Origin of the sequence: Nostoc sp. MS1, from assembly GCF_019976755.1 — a bacterium.
In the GTDB taxonomy this organism is placed as follows: Bacteria; Cyanobacteriota; Cyanobacteriia; order Cyanobacteriales; family Nostocaceae; genus Trichormus.
The window spans coordinates 4,603,098-4,620,430 of record NZ_AP023441.1; the positions used below are offsets into that span (position 1 = coordinate 4,603,098).

General features: G+C 41.0%; 12 protein-coding genes. 7 read left to right on the forward strand and 5 right to left on the reverse strand.

Annotated features, from left to right (window positions below; genetic code table 11):
• Positions 1–91: 91 nt before the first annotated feature.
• Positions 92–2,170, reverse strand: coding sequence for a DUF1565 domain-containing protein (locus tag NSMS1_RS19955; RefSeq protein WP_224086501.1), 2,079 nt, complete (start codon positions 2,168–2,170; stop codon positions 92–94).
• A gap of 623 nt (positions 2,171–2,793) precedes the next feature.
• Here NSMS1_RS19955 and recQ point away from each other — a divergent pair.
• A complete protein-coding gene (recQ, locus tag NSMS1_RS19960; RefSeq protein ID WP_224086502.1) occupies positions 2,794–4,950 on the forward strand; it encodes a DNA helicase RecQ in 2,157 nt (718 codons plus the stop codon).
• A gap of 12 nt (positions 4,951–4,962) precedes the next feature.
• Here the strand turns inward: recQ and NSMS1_RS19965 are convergent, their stop codons facing one another.
• Positions 4,963–5,214 carry a hypothetical protein gene (locus NSMS1_RS19965; RefSeq protein ID WP_224086503.1) on the reverse strand — a complete coding sequence of 84 codons (252 nt, stop codon included), beginning with the start codon at positions 5,212–5,214 and terminating at the stop codon, positions 4,963–4,965.
• 938 nt (positions 5,215–6,152) lie between these two features.
• On the opposite strand from NSMS1_RS19965, the gene NSMS1_RS19970 reads away from it, so the two are divergent.
• The gene (locus NSMS1_RS19970; RefSeq protein WP_224086504.1) at positions 6,153–8,129 is read left to right on the forward strand and encodes an AMP-dependent synthetase/ligase; all 1,977 of its coding nucleotides are present in this window, start codon (positions 6,153–6,155) and stop codon (positions 8,127–8,129) included.
• Between the two features lie 40 nt (positions 8,130–8,169).
• Complete coding sequence (locus tag NSMS1_RS19975; RefSeq protein ID WP_224086505.1) at positions 8,170–8,622, forward strand: YlqD family protein; 453 nt, start codon at positions 8,170–8,172, stop codon at positions 8,620–8,622.
• A 52-nt stretch (positions 8,623–8,674) separates the two neighbouring features.
• Here NSMS1_RS19975 and NSMS1_RS19980 read toward each other — a convergent pair whose 3' ends face one another.
• On the reverse strand, positions 8,675–9,199 hold the full coding sequence (locus NSMS1_RS19980) for a hypothetical protein (RefSeq protein WP_224086506.1): 525 nt from the start codon (positions 9,197–9,199) through the stop codon (positions 8,675–8,677).
• A 442-nt stretch (positions 9,200–9,641) separates the two neighbouring features.
• Here NSMS1_RS19980 and NSMS1_RS19985 point away from each other — a divergent pair, with 442 nt between their 5' ends.
• The 3 genes from NSMS1_RS19985 to NSMS1_RS19995 all read left to right on the forward strand — a co-directional run bounded on the left by NSMS1_RS19985 (position 9,642) and on the right by NSMS1_RS19995 (position 13,623).
• Positions 9,642–10,940 (forward strand): dihydrolipoamide acetyltransferase family protein, encoded by a 1,299-nt coding sequence (locus NSMS1_RS19985; RefSeq protein WP_224086507.1) that lies wholly within the window; start codon positions 9,642–9,644, stop codon positions 10,938–10,940.
• Positions 10,941–11,046: 106 nt separating this feature from the next.
• The gene (locus NSMS1_RS19990; protein WP_224086508.1) at positions 11,047–11,745 is read left to right on the forward strand and encodes a tetratricopeptide repeat protein; all 699 of its coding nucleotides are present in this window, start codon (positions 11,047–11,049) and stop codon (positions 11,743–11,745) included.
• A 225-nt stretch (positions 11,746–11,970) separates the two neighbouring features.
• A complete protein-coding gene (locus tag NSMS1_RS19995) occupies positions 11,971–13,623 on the forward strand; it encodes a DUF1565 domain-containing protein (RefSeq protein ID WP_224086509.1) in 1,653 nt (550 codons plus the stop codon).
• 103 nt (positions 13,624–13,726) lie between these two features.
• Here the strand turns inward: NSMS1_RS19995 and NSMS1_RS20000 are convergent, their stop codons facing one another.
• Positions 13,727–14,425: an FHA domain-containing protein gene (locus tag NSMS1_RS20000; protein WP_224086510.1), complete on the reverse strand. Its 699-nt coding sequence runs from the start codon at positions 14,423–14,425 to the stop codon at positions 13,727–13,729.
• 651 nt (positions 14,426–15,076) lie between these two features.
• Positions 15,077–16,639: a serine/threonine-protein kinase gene (locus NSMS1_RS20005; RefSeq protein WP_224086511.1), complete on the reverse strand. Its 1,563-nt coding sequence runs from the start codon at positions 16,637–16,639 to the stop codon at positions 15,077–15,079.
• A gap of 484 nt (positions 16,640–17,123) precedes the next feature.
• On the opposite strand from NSMS1_RS20005, the gene NSMS1_RS20010 reads away from it, so the two are divergent.
• Positions 17,124–17,285: a metallothionein gene (locus NSMS1_RS20010; protein ID WP_224086512.1), complete on the forward strand. Its 162-nt coding sequence runs from the start codon at positions 17,124–17,126 to the stop codon at positions 17,283–17,285.
• Positions 17,286–17,333: the final 48 nt, after the last annotated feature.

The following is a 17,333-nucleotide window of genomic DNA, read 5'->3' on the forward strand; positions in this document are numbered from 1 at the left end:
ACCCATCGCATATAGCCTAGCGCGTTTTTGGCTGTAGGATTTATCACCAAGAGTTTCCCGCCTGAAAAGCAGTGTTTCTCATTTTACTAGGTCAATTGCTGAGTGTCGAAATAATATAGGGTGAGTTAATACTTGGCGCTCTTTGGATGGCGGCTAAGGCTTGATAAACCATTGCGGCTACTTCGGCCCTTGTGGCTTCCCTCGTTGGCGCAAGCTGTTTTGGCTCTGGATAGTTGACAACAATTCTTTGTTGTGTGGCTGTTACCACAGCTTTTTTAGCATATTCAGGAATATTATTATTGTCAGTGTACGGGAGTACATTATTGCTATCAACTGTCGGTAGGGCTAGTCCGTTGACTAGAGAAACGATGACCTGTAGCCTTTGGACATTTTGATCGGGGCGAAAGGTGCGATCGCTAAATCCACTCACAAAGCCCCCACTAGCAGCAATTTGTAAAGCCCTATATGCCCAGAAATCCTTGGGAACGTCTACAAAATCCGTGGCTGGGCGTTTGGCGGGGGGGTTAAACGCTACCGCCACCATCGCTGCGTATTGGGCGCGAGTCATAGGTTTATTAGGTTGATAGCTACCATCAGCAAAACCATTAGTGATCCCCATGCTGGCTAAACCGCGTATAAATGGTTCTGCCCAATGTCCTGCTAAATCAGTGAAGGCAGGAACATCAACTTCGGCGCTGACTATATATGGTGAGGCGATCGCTTTTTCTTGTCCAGTTGTCACTAAAGCCTGATAAATTAAGGCTGCAATTTCAGCACGAGTAATATCCCGTAGTGGTTCAAGTCTATCTGTTTGGGGATAGTTCACCACCAAACTCTGCTGCGTCGCAATAGCAAGAGGATTTGTGGCATAACTGGGAATTTGGGCGCGATCGCGGTATACACTCAACAAATTCGGGCTACCTCCGCTTAGTTTTAAACCATTGACAACCGAAACTATGGCTTGAACTTTGGTTAAGTTCTGCGCGGGGCGAAACGTCCCATCAGGAAAACCGCTAATAAATCCCATTTGGGCTGCTTTGGTAATGGCGGCTGCCGCCCAAAAATCTGGCTTAAGATCAGCGAATTTAGGTGGTTGATTATTTGTAGGTAACTGAAAAGCCTTGGCAATTACCGCCGCATATTGAGCGCGGGTGATGGGTGCATCAGGGGCGAATGTGCCATCGGGAAAGCCACTCAGGAAACCCTTATTAACTAATGCTTCCACAAAAGCGGCTGCCCAATGCCCAGGTAAATCAACAAAATTAGTGTTAGCAACAGGATTTTCTATCGTCGCCGCCGGCAAGTCCACCTGTCCCTTAACTTGAGTGGGGTTTAATTGGTTGCCTACAGAAATTAATTGCTGTGTTGTGGCATTTTGAATATCAAACTCGCCATTTTTACTAAAAATATTGCCAGCCGCATCTTGCGCGTTACCCAAATCAGGCACGGCGCTTTCATTGACCAACAAGCCACCTTGGGTATTTTTGAAGATAAAATTATTCCGTAATACAGGACGAGCATTGCGAGAGAGAGCGATCGCTGTCCGATTTTCAGATAACTTGTTATTAGCAATTAAAGGTGCAGCAAAATCACTAATAGCTATCCCCAAAGGATTCTTCTGAAAAATATTCCGCAGCACTTCCCCTTTACTGTTGCGTGCCATAAATAAACCACTAGCTGCATTCTGCACAAACACATTATCTAAAATCGCAGGTTTGGCAGTACCGCTAGTAAATACACCTTCTCGACCACAATTAGTAAAAGTATTGTTAGCTATAGTAGGGGCTGTTGATTCAATCCACACACCACTACCCTTAGCTACAGGATTAGTTACAGTCACGCCCCTAAGACTAGCTTTGTTGAGTACAACTAACGTGACATTCTGCACGCTAAAACTGGGGCTTTGGTACTCGCCACCCCCAGAAATTAAAATTCCTGCGCCTTTATTAGCTTCATTACCTACCACTATTACCCCTTCTGGGATAACCAAGGGAAACACTTCTTGATTTGCAGCGTTATAAGTTCCCGCAGCTAAATAAATAATTGCTGGGGGAGTTGTTTTTAAAGCACGAGTGAGGGTTTTGAACGGACTCTGGCTGGAACCCGTATTAGCATCATTCCCACTTGCGGGATTAACATAGACTGTGGTAACGGGCGTAGTGTTCACCATTAATGATTAAGCAGCAATTATGGAAATTACGTCCATCATAAGACAACACTACTTATAGCAAATCGAAACTCCCATATCGCCCGTTTTGGCAAAAAAATCACAAATTTTGTATCAGCCGCTAGAAATGACCATATAAGTGTTGCACTTTAAATGCTAAATCATAAATTTTTCTCTCCTGAAATTGATGATAAGACGGTGTAGATTGATGTGGGTTTTGGGTGATGTGACGTACAATCTTTTATCTCTAAAAAATTATTCAATATACAAATTAATTGAGATAATTATTGAATATTACATAACAAACTTTAATATTGCGATTGCAGTTCTTCTAAATATTCTCAAAACCTTGAATATATTATTTCAATTATTGATAACATTTCTTAATAAATAAGCAAAATATTCTACACTGTAGAGACTAGCCATGTCTCTAGATCATTTATTTGGTGTAATTTCATAGAGAATTAGTATAAGTTAGAAATAAAATATTGTTCTTTGTGGCACTTTGCCTTTGTGGTAAAAACCACACAGACACAGAAAAAACTATGACTTCTAGACGTGAGATTGTTACAATCCAGTTATCCTCGTAAACACTCACGCAGAACGTCAGCAAACACGCGATCGCTATGCTTCAGTATCCCAGTCTCGAACAGGCGCTAAAATATCACTTCGGTTACGATAACTTTCGCCCTGGACAACGCCAAGTAATCGAAGATGCCTTACAAAATCGAGATTTGATGGTAGTGATGCCGACTGGTGGGGGAAAGTCTTTGTGCTTTCAATTACCTGCACTGATCAAGCAGGGATTAACAGTGGTGGTATCACCTTTAATTGCTTTGATGCAAGACCAAGTAGAAGCACTGCGTAATAATAATATCTCTGCAACCTTTCTTAATAGTAGTTTGAATGCCTATCAGGTGCGATCGCGGGAAGAAGCCATCCTCAATGGTAGGGTAAGATTACTCTACGTCGCCCCGGAACGCCTCCTGAGTGAAAGGTTTCTGCCATTTCTCGATTTAGTTAATGAAAAAGTTGGCATATCTATATTTGCAATTGACGAAGCCCATTGTGTTTCTGAGTGGGGACATGATTTCCGTCCAGAATATCGTCAGTTAAAATCTCTGCGCAAACGTTACCCTAATATTCCCGTCCTCGCCCTTACCGCCACAGCTACAGACCGGGTTCGTGCTGATATCATTCAACAATTGGGGTTAAAACAACCAAGTATTCACCTTGCTAGTTTTAATCGCCAAAATCTTTATTACGAAGTTCGTCCTAAAACTAAACAAGCTTACGCTGAAGTATTAGAGTTACTGCGAGAAACTGAAGGTTCAGCAATTATTTATTGTTTAACTCGTAAAAAGGTTGAAGAACTAACATTTAAACTACAAAAAGATAAGATTGTTGCCTTACCTTATCATGCGGGATTACCTGATGATGAACGGAGTAAAAATCAAACGCGATTTATTCGAGATGATGTGCGGGTAATTGTCGCCACAATTGCCTTTGGTATGGGCATTAATAAGCCAGATGTGCGCTTAGTTGTCCATTTTGATATTCCTCGCAATTTGGAAAGTTACTATCAGGAGTCAGGTAGGGCTGGTAGAGATGGGGAACCATCACGCTGTACACTGTTTTTCAGTTTTGGTGATATTAAAACTATTGAATGGAGTATAGACCAAAAAACTGACCCCCAAGAACAGTTGATTGCCAAACAACAACTGCGACAGGTAATAGATTACGCTGAAGGAACAGACTGTCGCCGCACAATTCAACTGGGTTATTTTGGCGAAAGATTTCCAGGTAATTGTGATAACTGTGATAATTGCCGTTATCCCAAACCGATGCAAGATTGGACTATTGAAGCGATGAAGTTCCTTTCTTGTGTGGCGCGGTGTAAAGAAAGATTTGGGATGCTACATATAATTGATGTGTTGCGGGGGGCAAAAAAAGACAAAATTATTCAATACGAACACGATAAACTTTCGACTTACGGCATAGGTAAAGATAGGAGTTTAGATGAGTGGCGAATGTTGGGAAGGTCGCTTCTACATCAAGGTTTACTCGAACAAACTAGCGATGGTTATTCTGTCCTCAAATTAAACGCTCACAGTTGGGAAGTGATGCGGCGACAACGCCAAGTATTTCTGTCTGTTCCTGTAGTCCAGAAAGTAAGTGCAATACAGGAAAGCCCCAAATTTGAAGAAGCAGAAGCATTGTTGCACAAATTGCGATCGCTACGTAAGCAACTCGCCGATGAGCAGTCTGTACCACCATACGTTATCTTCCATGATTCCACCTTAAAGTTAATGGTACAGGCGCAACCCCAAAATTTACTGGAATTTTCCAAACTTTCTGGCGTTGGTAGCCACAAATTAGCCCAGTATGGTGAAAAATTTATCGCTGAAATTCGCGCCTATCGCCAAGAAAAATCCTCTCAAGAGAAACCTGCTTACCTCACACCTTCTGCAAGCATAGTTTCGGATACTGAATTACAGACATTGCATTTACATCAACAAGGCTTAAGTATTGCCGAAATTGCCCGTAAACGTAAACTTAGTCCCGCCACAATTTCTACTCATTTAGAAAAATTAATTGAAAAAAATCAACCAGTAGACTTAAGTATATTGGTTCCTTTAGAACATCAACAAAAAATCTGGCAAGTCTTAGAAGTACTGGGTGATATTGCGTTGACACCCATCAAAGAACAGTTGGGTGAAGGCTATACCTTTGAGCAAATTCGCCTAGTGAGAGAAAAATGGCGAAGACAAAATAAGAAGTAATCTATATTACAGTTATTTTTTCTTTTGTTCTACACCCGAAGACGCTAAAACTATATCTTCTTCATTCCCCAATTCTCTACTTTCTACTTCCCAACTATCATTTTCAGGTGACGTATCTAGATAGTCGTTAATAGTAGAATCTGCTGATTTTGGTGCAACACTTTGAGGTTTTTTCTTATTAAAAATTACAGATAAGAGCCTTGGTAAAGCGATACAGATAATAGTGCTTACTAGAGTCAAAATGATGCTGTCTATTAATCTCATAATACACCTACCTACCCTGACAATTTTTTATGTTCTTATACCTAGTGTGAAACACTATTGGTCTGATTGATTACATTAGATAATTTGAATTTCTTTTGCAATGGATAAGATTATTCTATATGTATTTTTGTTAAGCAAAATTTTCTAGTTTTCTATGCCAAAAGGTAGAGTCAGAAATCCTTTTTATGTTAAGTTCTCTTAATATTAAAGGAACAATTATATCTAGTAGCGATCGCGTTTTTAGAGTCAGACAATTGCCAATATAATCAAAAAAAGCTTTCGATCAGATAAAAAACATCCAACCAAAAGCTTTTAGAAACTGTAAACTTATAGCTAATTAAATTCCCCGTAAATATTGATAGGAGAGAGGAAAGACAAAAGTTAATCGAATTGATGTAAGGAACAATCAAGCTTGAAGTATACAAAAACTACAAGTTGAAAAATCATCAATTTGCAGAACATTTAGCACAGAAATGAGGACTGAACTTACAGTATTGGCTGCCGGTTAAAGAATAAGTAGTACAGTAGGGAAAACTGGTAATTCCAACACTGCTTGGTAACGATGCTAAACCCTGAGATACTCTGTATTTACTTTTAGGAGGAGAAAGAAGCCAGGAGAGAAGTTTCGGCATTGCCAAACAAGCGCTAACATTAATCAGCGTTAGTAGGAAAGCATCTAGTAAACCCATAGGTAATCACCGCCATTACATAATCAGGTGGTCTCTTGTGGTTTCTGCTAATTGAATGCAGTAACTCATTAACCCAAACCATCAAGTTTAAGTTATATAAATTAACTTTAGCATAAGTTTTTATCAATATAACCGTGGAGGTCAGGAAACTGTATATACCAATGTGGTGTAGATAAGGAAAAGCGATATTCTAACGTAATAGCAGATGCAATTAAGAAAAAGAAAATTGTTCAATTTGAAGGAATTGTGATGACAAACAGCCAACAGGATGATTTTTTACTAGCTGATATTACAAAAGAACAAAGTAAAGAAATACAACGCTTAGTAGATTATACAAATATCGAATCTTTACCAGAAATTTGGCCGATCGCAGCGAAACGATTCGGTGATACTGTCGCCTTACACAATCCCCACGCTAAACCAGCAGTAGAAATTACTTATCAGCAATTAGCCGAGAAGATACAACTATTTGCATCTGGTTTGCAAGCATTGGGAGTCAAAGGAGGCGATCGCATTTCCTTAATAGCCGATAATAGTCCTAATTGGTTCATTGCCGACCAAGGGATTATGACGGCTGGCGCAGTTGATGCGGTGCGTAGTTCCCAAGCCGAGAAGGAAGAATTACTATATATTGTTAGTCATAGTGGTAGTACTGCCTTAGTAGTCGAAGACTTGAAGACATTTAATAAGCTACAAGATAGACTCCCAGATTTACCAATTGAATTTGTAGTCCTACTCACCAAAGAAGCTCCACCGACAGAATCAAGTCTCAAAGTATTAAACTTTCCTCAGTTGATGGAACTAGGACAAAATCATACTTTTGTTCCAGCGCCACAGAAACGCGAGAATTTAGCAACATTAATTTATACTTCAGGAACTACAGGAAAACCTAAAGGTGTAATGCTCAGTTACAGCAATCTCTTACACCAAGTCACAAACTTCCGTGTAGTAGTACAACCACATGTAGGCGATACTGTTTTGAGTATTCTACCTACCTGGCACAGCTACGAACGGACAGTAGAGTATTATTTATTATCTCAAGGTTGCACTCAATTTTATACCAACTTGCGTTCGGTTAAAGCCGACCTGAAGCAATATAAACCCAATTACATGGTTGCTGTACCGCGTCTGTGGGAATCAATTTATGAAGGTGTGCAGAAACAGTTCCGCGAACAACCAGCAAATAAGCAACGCCTAATTAAGTTCTTATTGGGCATGAGTGAAAAATATATTCAAGCCAAACGCATCGCTGAAGGTACAAGTTTAGACCATCTCCACGCTTCATCTGTCCAGAGATTAACAGCTAAGGCAATAGCATCTACTTTATTTCCCTTCCATGCACTAGGCGAAAAATTAGTTTACGGTAAAGTGCGGGAAGCCACAGGCGGAAGATTTAAACAAGTAATTAGCGGTGGCGGCGCACTACCAAGACACATAGATACATTTTTTGAAATTATTGGCGTACAGATTTTACAAGGTTATGGTTTAACAGAAACATCACCTGTAACTAACGTGCGTCGTCCTTGGCGGAATTTTATTGGCACATCTGGACAACCAATTCCCGGAACAGAAGTTAAAATCGTAGACCCTGAGACTCGCCAGCCTTTACCCGTTGGACAACGAGGCTTGGTGTTATTGAAAGGGCCACAAATCATGCAAGGCTATTACCAAAACCCAGAAGCAACAGCCAAAGCCATCGACCCCCAAGGTTGGTTTGATAGCGGTGATTTGGGTTGGGTAACACCAGATAAAGAACTAGTGCTGACTGGTAGGGCAAAAGATACAATCGTTTTGACCAATGGGGAAAATATCGAACCACAACCAATTGAGGATGCGTGTTTGCGATCGCCCTACATCGACCAGATAATGCTAGTAGGACAAGACCAGCGTAGCCTCGGCGCTTTAATTGTCCCCAATATCGAAGCCTTAGAAAAGTGGGCAGAAAGCCAAAACCTCGTCTTGAGTCTTGAGAACAATAATTTAACCTCCGCGTCCGGTGAAAAAATAAACCTGGAGAGTACAATAATCCAGGGTTTATTCCGGCAAGAATTGAATCGGGAAGTGCAGAACCGTCCAGGTTATCGCCCAGATGACCGCATTGGGCCGTTTAAACTAATTCTGGAGCCATTTTCCATTGAAAACGGCTTATTGACACAAACGCTGAAACTGCGGCGACACGTTGTCACAGAACGCTACCGCGATATTATCAACGCCATGTTTGCCTGATAATTCCACACCAACCTATTTAGAGTGAACGCGAATTTTTATGACAGATGTCTCCAACCCTCAAATGCTTTTGAAGCGTGCCGTTAACGTCAAAGTTATCGTTACCCCCCTGTGGAAAGAGGAAGTGCAACAGCAATTGCAAGCACAAATTAACCAAATTGACCAACAATTACAACAATTAGACCTAGAAGGGCAAAGAGCAATTTCTGCCATTCAAAAGCAAAGTCTTCAGCCACCAGGCCCCCAAACCCTGCAACAAATCGACAACATCCAACTACAAGTAAATCAAAAGAAAAGCGAATTTCTCGAACAAAAAAATCAAATGCTGCAAAACCTCCAGCAAGTACAATTACTAGAGTTGGATCAAGAAGTCAATCAATTTCAACTTGAAGGCTTTTTCCGCGTCGAACGGGGCGATAACTTGATTAGCAAAATGCAGGTAGAAATCGTCATCCGCGATGGTGTTGTGGAAGATATTCGTGGCGACATTTAAACGTTGCGCTGAGTATTAACTTTTAATTCCTCACACTACACTGTTAATACATCTAATCACAACGTTGATTTAAATGATCTAAGGGTTGGTTGCCATTTCGACAAGATATTTGGGAACCAACCCAAACTATTTGCCAGATAGGGGGAGAACTGGCAAAGAGCGATCGCCCAAAACTGTTCATTTCTAACCGATATTTAATTTCCTCAGATGTATCCTTGCTTTTTAGGATTTGCGTCACCGTGACCAAAGCTTGATTCTGTTGGGGATAAGCTACCACTACCTTACGCTTACCGCTAACTGTGGTAAAGTCATCTAAAAAATTTAAAGCCAAAGTTTTCGGGTCGCTACCTTGAAGTGGAGAATTGATACTTTCTAAAGGTATATTTTTATATTGAATCCGTTCTGGATCATACAAAACTTCCTGAGAGTTTTTCACAACAGCCAATTGCTGTGGCTGGCTATTGCTGTTATCTATAACTAATGTAGGAGGATGGAACTGGTGGAGATAAACACCAGCACCCGCAGCGCCAAAAAGACTAAGCAGCAAAACTAAAAACAACTTCAATTTTCCTGACATAGAATTAACAATTATTGCAACAACACTAAATTCTCTATCCGGGTACTTAATTGAACTGAAACTCCTATACCCTATCATCTACCTTGGGATAGCACCTGTGTAATATTGATGAGTTATCAGCAACACAAATACACATATCCTAGACTTTAACTTGGGTGTGAAGTTCCAGGGCAGAGGATGAGGGGGATGAGGGAGATGAGGAAGATGAGGGAGATGAGGGGGATGAGAGAGTTGTATCTTTAGATTTCCCCAGGGTGAGAGATAAGGGGATATAGCTTAATTTCCTTCAGAGTCAAAGACAGAATACCTAGAAATTCTCCCCCCACTCCCCCTACTCCCCCCACTCCCCAATCCCCATTACCAAAAACCCTCGTACCAAGATACAATTCGATCTGGCAAAAGCTGTTAAATTCCTTAAACCCATTGATTCTGAAACCACCCTATGAGCATTCACGAAATATTCATGCCGGCGCTGAGTTCCACCATGACCGAAGGCAAAATTGTCTCCTGGGTGAAATCGCCAGGCGATAAAGTGGAAAAAGGCGAAACAGTGGTGGTTGTCGAGTCAGACAAGGCAGATATGGATGTAGAAACCTTTTATGAAGGATATCTTGCCCATATCATTGTAGAAGCTGGTGATAGCGCCCCTGTAGGAGCTGCGATCGCCTACGTAGCTGAAACCGAAGCTGAAATCGAAGCCGCCAAGTCTTTAGGTAGTTCTGGTGGCGCTGCGGCTACCACCACATCTGCCCCTGAACCAGTTGCCGCCACTGCCGCCGTAGGCGCACCAGCCACCGCTTCACAAAATGGTTCTAACCACCGTGAGGGAAGGCTTGTAGCTTCACCCCGCGCCCGTAAGTTGGCGAAAGAATTGAAAGTCGATTTGACAAGTCTCAAAGGTAGCGGCCCCTACGGTCGCATTGTTGCCGATGATATTGAAGCGGCTGTAGGCAAAGTTAAGCAACCAACCACCGCACCTACTGCACCTACACCAACAGTTACCCCAGTCGCGCCTCCACCAGTACCCAGAACTCCCGCGCCAGCACCAGCACCAGTAGCAGCTGCACCTGGGCAAGTTGTCCCATTCAACACCCTGCAAAACGCCGTAATTCGCAACATGGTGGCCAGCCTGGATGTGCCTGTGTTCCGTGTAGGTTACACAATTACCACCGATGGTTTAGACAAACTTTACAAACAAATTAAATCCAAAGGCGTAACTATGACAGCGCTACTAGCGAAAGCTGTAGCTGTGGCATTACAAAAACACCCATTATTAAACGCCAGATACTCAGACCAAGGACTCGTCTACAATCCCGACATTAACATTGCTGTAGCTGTGGCAATGGATGATGGCGGTTTAATTACCCCAGTATTAAAAAATGCCGATAAGGTAGATATTTACTCACTATCACGCACCTGGAAATCTCTTGTAGATAGAGCCAGAAGCAAACAACTGCAACCAGATGAATACACTGGCGGTAACTTCACCCTGTCCAACTTGGGAATGTTCGGTGTAGATACATTTGATGCCATCTTACCCCCAGGACAAGGTTCAATTTTAGCGATCGGTGCATCTCGTCCGCAATTGGTAGCCACCGCCGATGGCTCGTTTGGTATTAAACAGCAAATGCAGGTCAATATTACATCCGATCACCGGATTATCTACGGTGCTGACGCAGCAGCATTTTTACAAGACCTAGCTAAGTTAATTGAGACTGACGCTCATTCTTTGACGCTCTAAATCAGTTATCAGTGAACAGTTATCAGTGAACATCACCTGTCAACTGATAACTGTCAACTGCTTTATCATAAGTATTATTACTTCAGATAATTGAGAGACTAGGGCGATGAAGCAAACAAACCAGATGGAAACAAGATTTGTTCAACCTCTTAGTTGTTTAGCACTGAGTGTCATCACATCCATTGGTATATTGCCTCCTGTAATAGCACAAGAATCATCGCCAGCTAAATTAGCCTGTGAGGCAACTTTAAGTAACGCACAACAAAAACCTCGCCAAAAACAGGCACAAAAAATAGCACAGTTTGCTGATCCTCAACAAGAGCGATCGCAACTTATTCAACAAGCTAATGCCCAATTCAGTCAAGGCGATTTACAAGGTGCGGAAGAAAACCTCTGTAAATTCGTAAAAAAGTACTCTGATGATGCTTTTGGAAACTTCCAATTAGGCAATGTCTTCTTCCGTAGCAAAAAATTTGAACCAGCAATCAGTGCTTATCGTGAAGCCATCCGCCTCAGACCACAGTATGCTGTAGCTCATAATGCAGTTGGTATGGTGTATGCTAGTCAAAATCGCTGGAGTGAAGCGATCACGGAATATCAAAAAGCCTTAGAAATTAATCGTGATTATGGCGATGCACTAACAAATTTAGCTTTAGCACTTTGGCAGACAAATAAAAAAGATGAAGCACTAGCGTCATTAGAAAAAGCTATCAATATTTTCAAAAAACAGAATAGGAACGAAAAAGCTAATCAAGTCGAGCAATTAATGCAGAGAATCAAAAACTCTGGCGATAATCTTTCATAACTGAGAATAATCAGTCCATAGTCCAGAGTCCATAGTCCAGAGTTTTGTACTAATGACTATGGACTATGGACTAATGACTAATAAGTAATATTTATATAATTTCTTGTGAAACATAGCTGCGGATTTGCTAGTCATCCAGTATAGTTTGGCAGGGGTTTTTAACCAGATATCTGCTAAATCACCCCATATACCCAATTAATCATCAGCAAATCACAGAAGCTTAAAATGACACATCAGGGGTTTAACTTTTCTTCATTAAGAAATTTATTCTCAGTTTTATCCTTACCAACGGGAATCACAGCTTTATTAATTGCTTCTAGCGGGTTCATGCTAGTACCCAATGCAGTCAAAGCAGGTGCAGCACCCACGTTAACAGCGCAAGTACCCACCACAGCACCAGTAATTTATGTCAACCCAACAACGGGTGCAGATACATCTGGTGCTGGTGCGACAGCCGCAACACCCTATAAAACTATTGCCTTTGCCCTGAACCAAGCGCAAGCGGGAACGGTTATTCAATTAGCACCAGGAAACTATAGTACACAAACAGGTGAACAATTCCCCTTGATTCTCAAACCAGGGGTAACACTGCGGGGTGATGAATCAGCCAGAGGGGAAGGTATTTTAATTACAGGCGGCGGTTTTTATACCAGTCGGACTTTTGCTCGTCAAGATGTTACCATTTTGGCTACTAATGATACAACGATCGCTGGTATCACTGCCACAAATCCTAATCAACGTGGCACGGCTGTATGGGTAGAATCAAGCAATCCGACAATTAGAAACAATACTTTTACCAATAGTGTCAGAGATGGGGTTTTTGTCACAGGTACAGGAAATCCCATCATTGAAGGTAATATCTTCGTCCAAAACAAAGGCAATGGCGTTTCCGTAGCCAGAGCCGCTAGAGGTGAAATTCGCAACAACTTATTCCAAGATACTGGATTTGGGATTGCGATCGGCGGAACTTCAACACCGTTAGTCACAGAAAACCAGATTGTCCAAAACCAAGACGGTTTATACATCTCAGAAACAGCCAAGCCTGTTTTACGTAAGAATGTCATTCAAAACAATAAGCGGGATGGCGTAGTTGCTACTATTGGTGCAGAACCAGATTTAGGTACTAATGAAAATCCCGGTGGTAATTTAATTCGCAATAACACTCGTTTTGATGTCAACAATGCCACTAAAACAGTCCGCATCTTAGCTGTTGGCAATGATATAGATCAGAAAAAGATTTCCGGTCAGGTAGATTTCGTAGCTGCTAGTGTTACTCCACCCTCTGGAGGAGGTACAGCCTTTACAGATGTATCTACAAATTACTGGGCAAAGGGTTATATTGAAGCCTTGGCTTCCCAAAATATTATTGCTGGTTTCCCTGATGGTACATTTAAACCGAACGAGCCTGTAACCCGCGCTCAATTCGCTACTATCATTACCAAAGCCTTAACGCCAGCAGCTAAACGCAACTCCATCGATTTCCGAGATGTTAGCAGAAACTTCTGGGCTTATGCCGCAATTCAATCTGCTTATCGGAGTCAATTTGTTTCTGGTTATCCTGATGGCACATTCAAACCACAACAGGAAATTCCTAGAGTCCAAGCGTTGGTATCCTTAGCAAATGGACTTGGCTTAACTGCCGATAATCAGAATGTAATTTCCATCTATTCTGATGCTAATCAAATTCCTAGTTATGCAGTTGGGCCAGTAGCAGCAGCTACGACAAGGCAATTAGTAATTAACTATCCGACAGTTAATCAACTTAATCCTAATCGTCCAGCAACCAGAGCAGAAATTGCTGCCTTTGTTTACCAAGCATTGGTGAACGCCGGACGCGCTCAAGCACTTCCATCATCTTACTTGGTTCAAGCTCGGTAGTACAAACTAGAAACAGCAGGGGAAAGCGATTAAGTGTCATTTCTCCTGCTGTCTGTGACTGGGTAATTACTAATTCGTAATTAATGGTATGGTTCCTTCAATTTTAAGTTCTGTTTTTAAAAAATAGGTCTAAGATATCTGACTTCTGCTCTATGCTCAAATGCAGCTTTTCAGATTCTAAATTGATTTTATAACCATAACTTAAAGGAATTTTGACTGTATCATCACAGCTAGCACTTGGTTTTCGATAGTTAAGCAAACTTTTTAGTTTATCTCTGGTTACTGTTGGTAAATAGCGATAATTATTATTTAAGAAAAAATCAAAACTTAGACTACCTAAACGAATGCGATCGCCATCTTTGAGTTTCACTGGCTGATATACTTGCTCACTATTCACAAATGAACCATTTTCGCTATTGAAATCAATTAAAAAAAATCCTTCACCTTCTACATATTGAATTGCTGCGTGATGAGAAGATAATAGTTGATCTTGAAGGCAGATACCATTGCTGCGATCGCGTCCTATTGTCCAAATATGCTGAGGTTGTTGTAAGGTTTGTGTTTGATTACTACATAAGTTAGTAGTGATATAAATAGCTGACTCATCTACCACGCCTTGCAAATGATATGGTTTTGTAGCAATCCGCAATCGCTGAGATAAATTATCTAATTGCAGAATATTATTAAGTAAATCTCTATGATGCTCATACAAAGAAACAAATACCTGATATAAACTTAAACGCTGTTCTATATCCTGACTTTTTAGCTGAACTATCATGTCATTATCTTTGATGTTTAACATGGGATTTTTAAGGAATTTGTTCAGTTTCCTGCACAGTCATTGAGATAATTTTTCTCTTACTTAACCACTAGTGAATATTCAGCTTATAGTTGAATAATTACAAAACTCAAATGCAGGAAAATATGTTTAAATCGCCAGCCTACTATCTAGTCTGCTGAACCTCGCTTATAAGCTTTTAAATTACTACTACATCCGCAACAGTATTAGTAGCGCTTTTAGAGCTAATTAAATTTTATTTTAATTACGAAATTTTTAAGGAAAATTTAATAATCTTGCTTCTCATAATAATTGAGAAATTTCCCTGAAATATAATATTTAATATTTTCTTTATAAATTTATTGACAATAGTAAAGTATGTACCTAATGTTTAATAGGTATCTATTTCATATCTTTATGTAAAGAGTAACAAATATACGTAGAATCACCCCCTAACTAATCAACAGTGTAGATAGCGGGATTTAAGTCTTGCAAAAATTTAAATCTTAGAGAATGGGTAAGTAAAAATAAAATTACCGTAGGGTGTGTTAGGCGCACATAGGGAGATGATGTCTGACGAAAAGAACAACTTAAGCGCCTAACGCACCGCTAAATCATACGGTGTGTTAGGCTAACGCCTTAACGCACCTTACTTCAGAATCCCAAATGCAAAAATTACAATAAACCTCTTTTGCCGTTGGGGCGTATAGTCATCCAGTTGGTTTTGGCTAATGCTATTTGCTCATCAGTAATCTTTGCACCAGTGAGATTAGCACCACACAAATTCGCTCCCCGGAGATTAGCATTGCTGAGATAAGCATGACTGAGGTCTGCACCACGTAGGTCTGCACCTTCTAAATCAGCCTGATTAAAATAAGCTTTACTTAAATTAGCGTCTCGGAGATTGGCACGAGTCAAACTTGCTTTGCCAAAATCACTGTTATGAAGATTAGCACCTTGGAGATTTGCATTTTGTAGTTGAGCAGAATGGAAATTTGTGTCTGACAAATCAACACCTTGGAGGTTAAGCAGGTTTAAATTGTGTAGGGCAAAATCTCGTCTTCCTTTCTGATAGGCTTTAATTAAAGTTTCGCTATCTAACCTACGTATAACCTTAGATTGTGAAGTGGGCGAAGCATGGGTATGACTGTGACTATTAGGTAATGATGATTTGGCGGCTGCATCTTTAGCTCTTCTAGCACGGATGGCTGCTGCTACCTGTGCTACACCTGTAGCCCCGACGGAAGGGTGGCTAGTTAGAAGTACAGAATCTTCTACACGGTTAGATGTCGGCTCTTTATCTGATTTAACTAATAAACCCTGAGCTAAACTTTCCAAGTATGGCTCAATTTCTAAAGCTTTTAATACATCTTTTGCCGTCTGGTAGCGACTGCGGACTGAGACTTCCAACATTTTCCGCAGTACACCAATTAAGTGGTCACTTACATGCACCAAATGTTCCCACATGACTTCGCCAGTTGTGGGATTGTATTCTAGGTCTTTGGGAGTTTTCCCTGTGAGTAGATAAATACAAGTAACGCCTAATGCGTAAATATCACTGGCGTATACTGGGCGCATGGCCATTTGTTCTGGTGGTGCAAAACCAGGAGTACCAATTGCATAAGCCGTGAATGCTGTGTGTGCTGATTGGTTAGCGGCGACTTGGGTAACTTGGTTTTTGACTGCACCAAAGTCAATCAATACCATTCTGGCATCTTGAGAACGGCGAATTAAGTTGGCTGGCTTGATATCACGATGAATTACTTTGTGTTCGTGGATATATTGCAGCAACGGCAAAGTTTCACTGAGAAATTGTTTGACCCCTGTTTCGCCAAAAGTACCGTTAAGTTTAACTTCCTGTTGGAGTGTGGAACCGCTAATATATTCCTGAACTAAATAGAATTGTTCTTTTTCTTCAAAGAAATCTAAAAGTCTAGGGATTTGGGGATGATTGCCAATTCTACCTAGTGTTTTGGCTTCCCGCTCAAACAATTCTCGCGCCATCTGCAAAACTTGTGGTGAAGTTCCTGAAGGCCGCAGCTGTTTGATGACACAGCTTGGTTCCCCTGGCAAAATTTGGTCGTGGGCTAGAAAAGTTGCACCGAAACCTCCCTGTCCGAGTAGTTTCATCACTCGATAGCGATCGCGCAACAGCAACTGTGAACCGCAAGCAGCACACCTTTGGCTAAATGCTATATTTTCTGGATTTGGACAGATAGGATTTAAGCAGTAGCTCATGCACTGTCAACTCGCTGCTCGAATAAATAAGTAATAAAAAGCGTGATGCTCTGTTTCAATTATTGAGATATGAAATCGACTTCCACTAGGTTAGTTTCGCTGGAACTCGCATAAAGACTTGCTAAAGTTGCACCGGGTTTATGTGCAGGGATTCTCATAATTGAATAACTTATTATACTGACGCTTACTAACAGTGTCGAGGTGAGACATTTGCCACTGTGGCGTGATTCCGCCCCACTTCTCTCAGTTTGCGGAGCGTGTCGTAGATAGACGCTACGCGAACGCTAACGCCAATTTGTCTACGTAAGTGTATATAAAGCTTGCTGCAAGATTATTTTAAATTCTCAATGTTTTCTGTACATACGTATAGGCGTATACATTGTTCCCTAATGCGATCGCCTGTTAGTTACATTTCATAAACTAATACTTGAATATCTGTTCAGATATTATATTGTAATCACAACTAAATACGGAGAAAACAATTATGACAACCGTAACTCAACTAAAATGCGCTTGTGATACTTGCTTGTGTGTCGTTTCTACAGACAATGCTATTGAAAAAGACGGTAAATATTACTGCTCTGAAGGCTGTGCTGAAGGTCACGTAACCATTAAAGGCTGTCAGCATAAAGGTTGTGGCTGCTGAAAAGGGATGAGTGCTGAGTTGCGAGTGCTGAGTTATCAAACTCACTCA

Coding starts and splice junctions, on each gene's coding strand:
- NSMS1_RS19955 (WP_224086501.1), bottom strand. CDS start 2,170: ATGGTGAACACTACGCCCGTTACCACAGTCTATGTTAATCCCGCAAGT.
- recQ (WP_224086502.1), top strand. CDS start 2,794: ATGCTTCAGTATCCCAGTCTCGAACAGGCGCTAAAATATCACTTCGGT.
- NSMS1_RS19965 (WP_224086503.1), bottom strand. CDS start 5,214: ATGAGATTAATAGACAGCATCATTTTGACTCTAGTAAGCACTATTATC.
- NSMS1_RS19970 (WP_224086504.1), top strand. CDS start 6,153: ATGACAAACAGCCAACAGGATGATTTTTTACTAGCTGATATTACAAAA.
- NSMS1_RS19975 (WP_224086505.1), top strand. CDS start 8,170: ATGACAGATGTCTCCAACCCTCAAATGCTTTTGAAGCGTGCCGTTAAC.
- NSMS1_RS19980 (WP_224086506.1), bottom strand. CDS start 9,199: ATGTCAGGAAAATTGAAGTTGTTTTTAGTTTTGCTGCTTAGTCTTTTT.
- NSMS1_RS19985 (WP_224086507.1), top strand. CDS start 9,642: ATGAGCATTCACGAAATATTCATGCCGGCGCTGAGTTCCACCATGACC.
- NSMS1_RS19990 (WP_224086508.1), top strand. CDS start 11,047: ATGAAGCAAACAAACCAGATGGAAACAAGATTTGTTCAACCTCTTAGT.
- NSMS1_RS19995 (WP_224086509.1), top strand. CDS start 11,971: ATGACACATCAGGGGTTTAACTTTTCTTCATTAAGAAATTTATTCTCA.
- NSMS1_RS20000 (WP_224086510.1), bottom strand. CDS start 14,425: ATGTTAAACATCAAAGATAATGACATGATAGTTCAGCTAAAAAGTCAG.
- NSMS1_RS20005 (WP_224086511.1), bottom strand. CDS start 16,639: ATGAGCTACTGCTTAAATCCTATCTGTCCAAATCCAGAAAATATAGCA.
- NSMS1_RS20010 (WP_224086512.1), top strand. CDS start 17,124: ATGACAACCGTAACTCAACTAAAATGCGCTTGTGATACTTGCTTGTGT.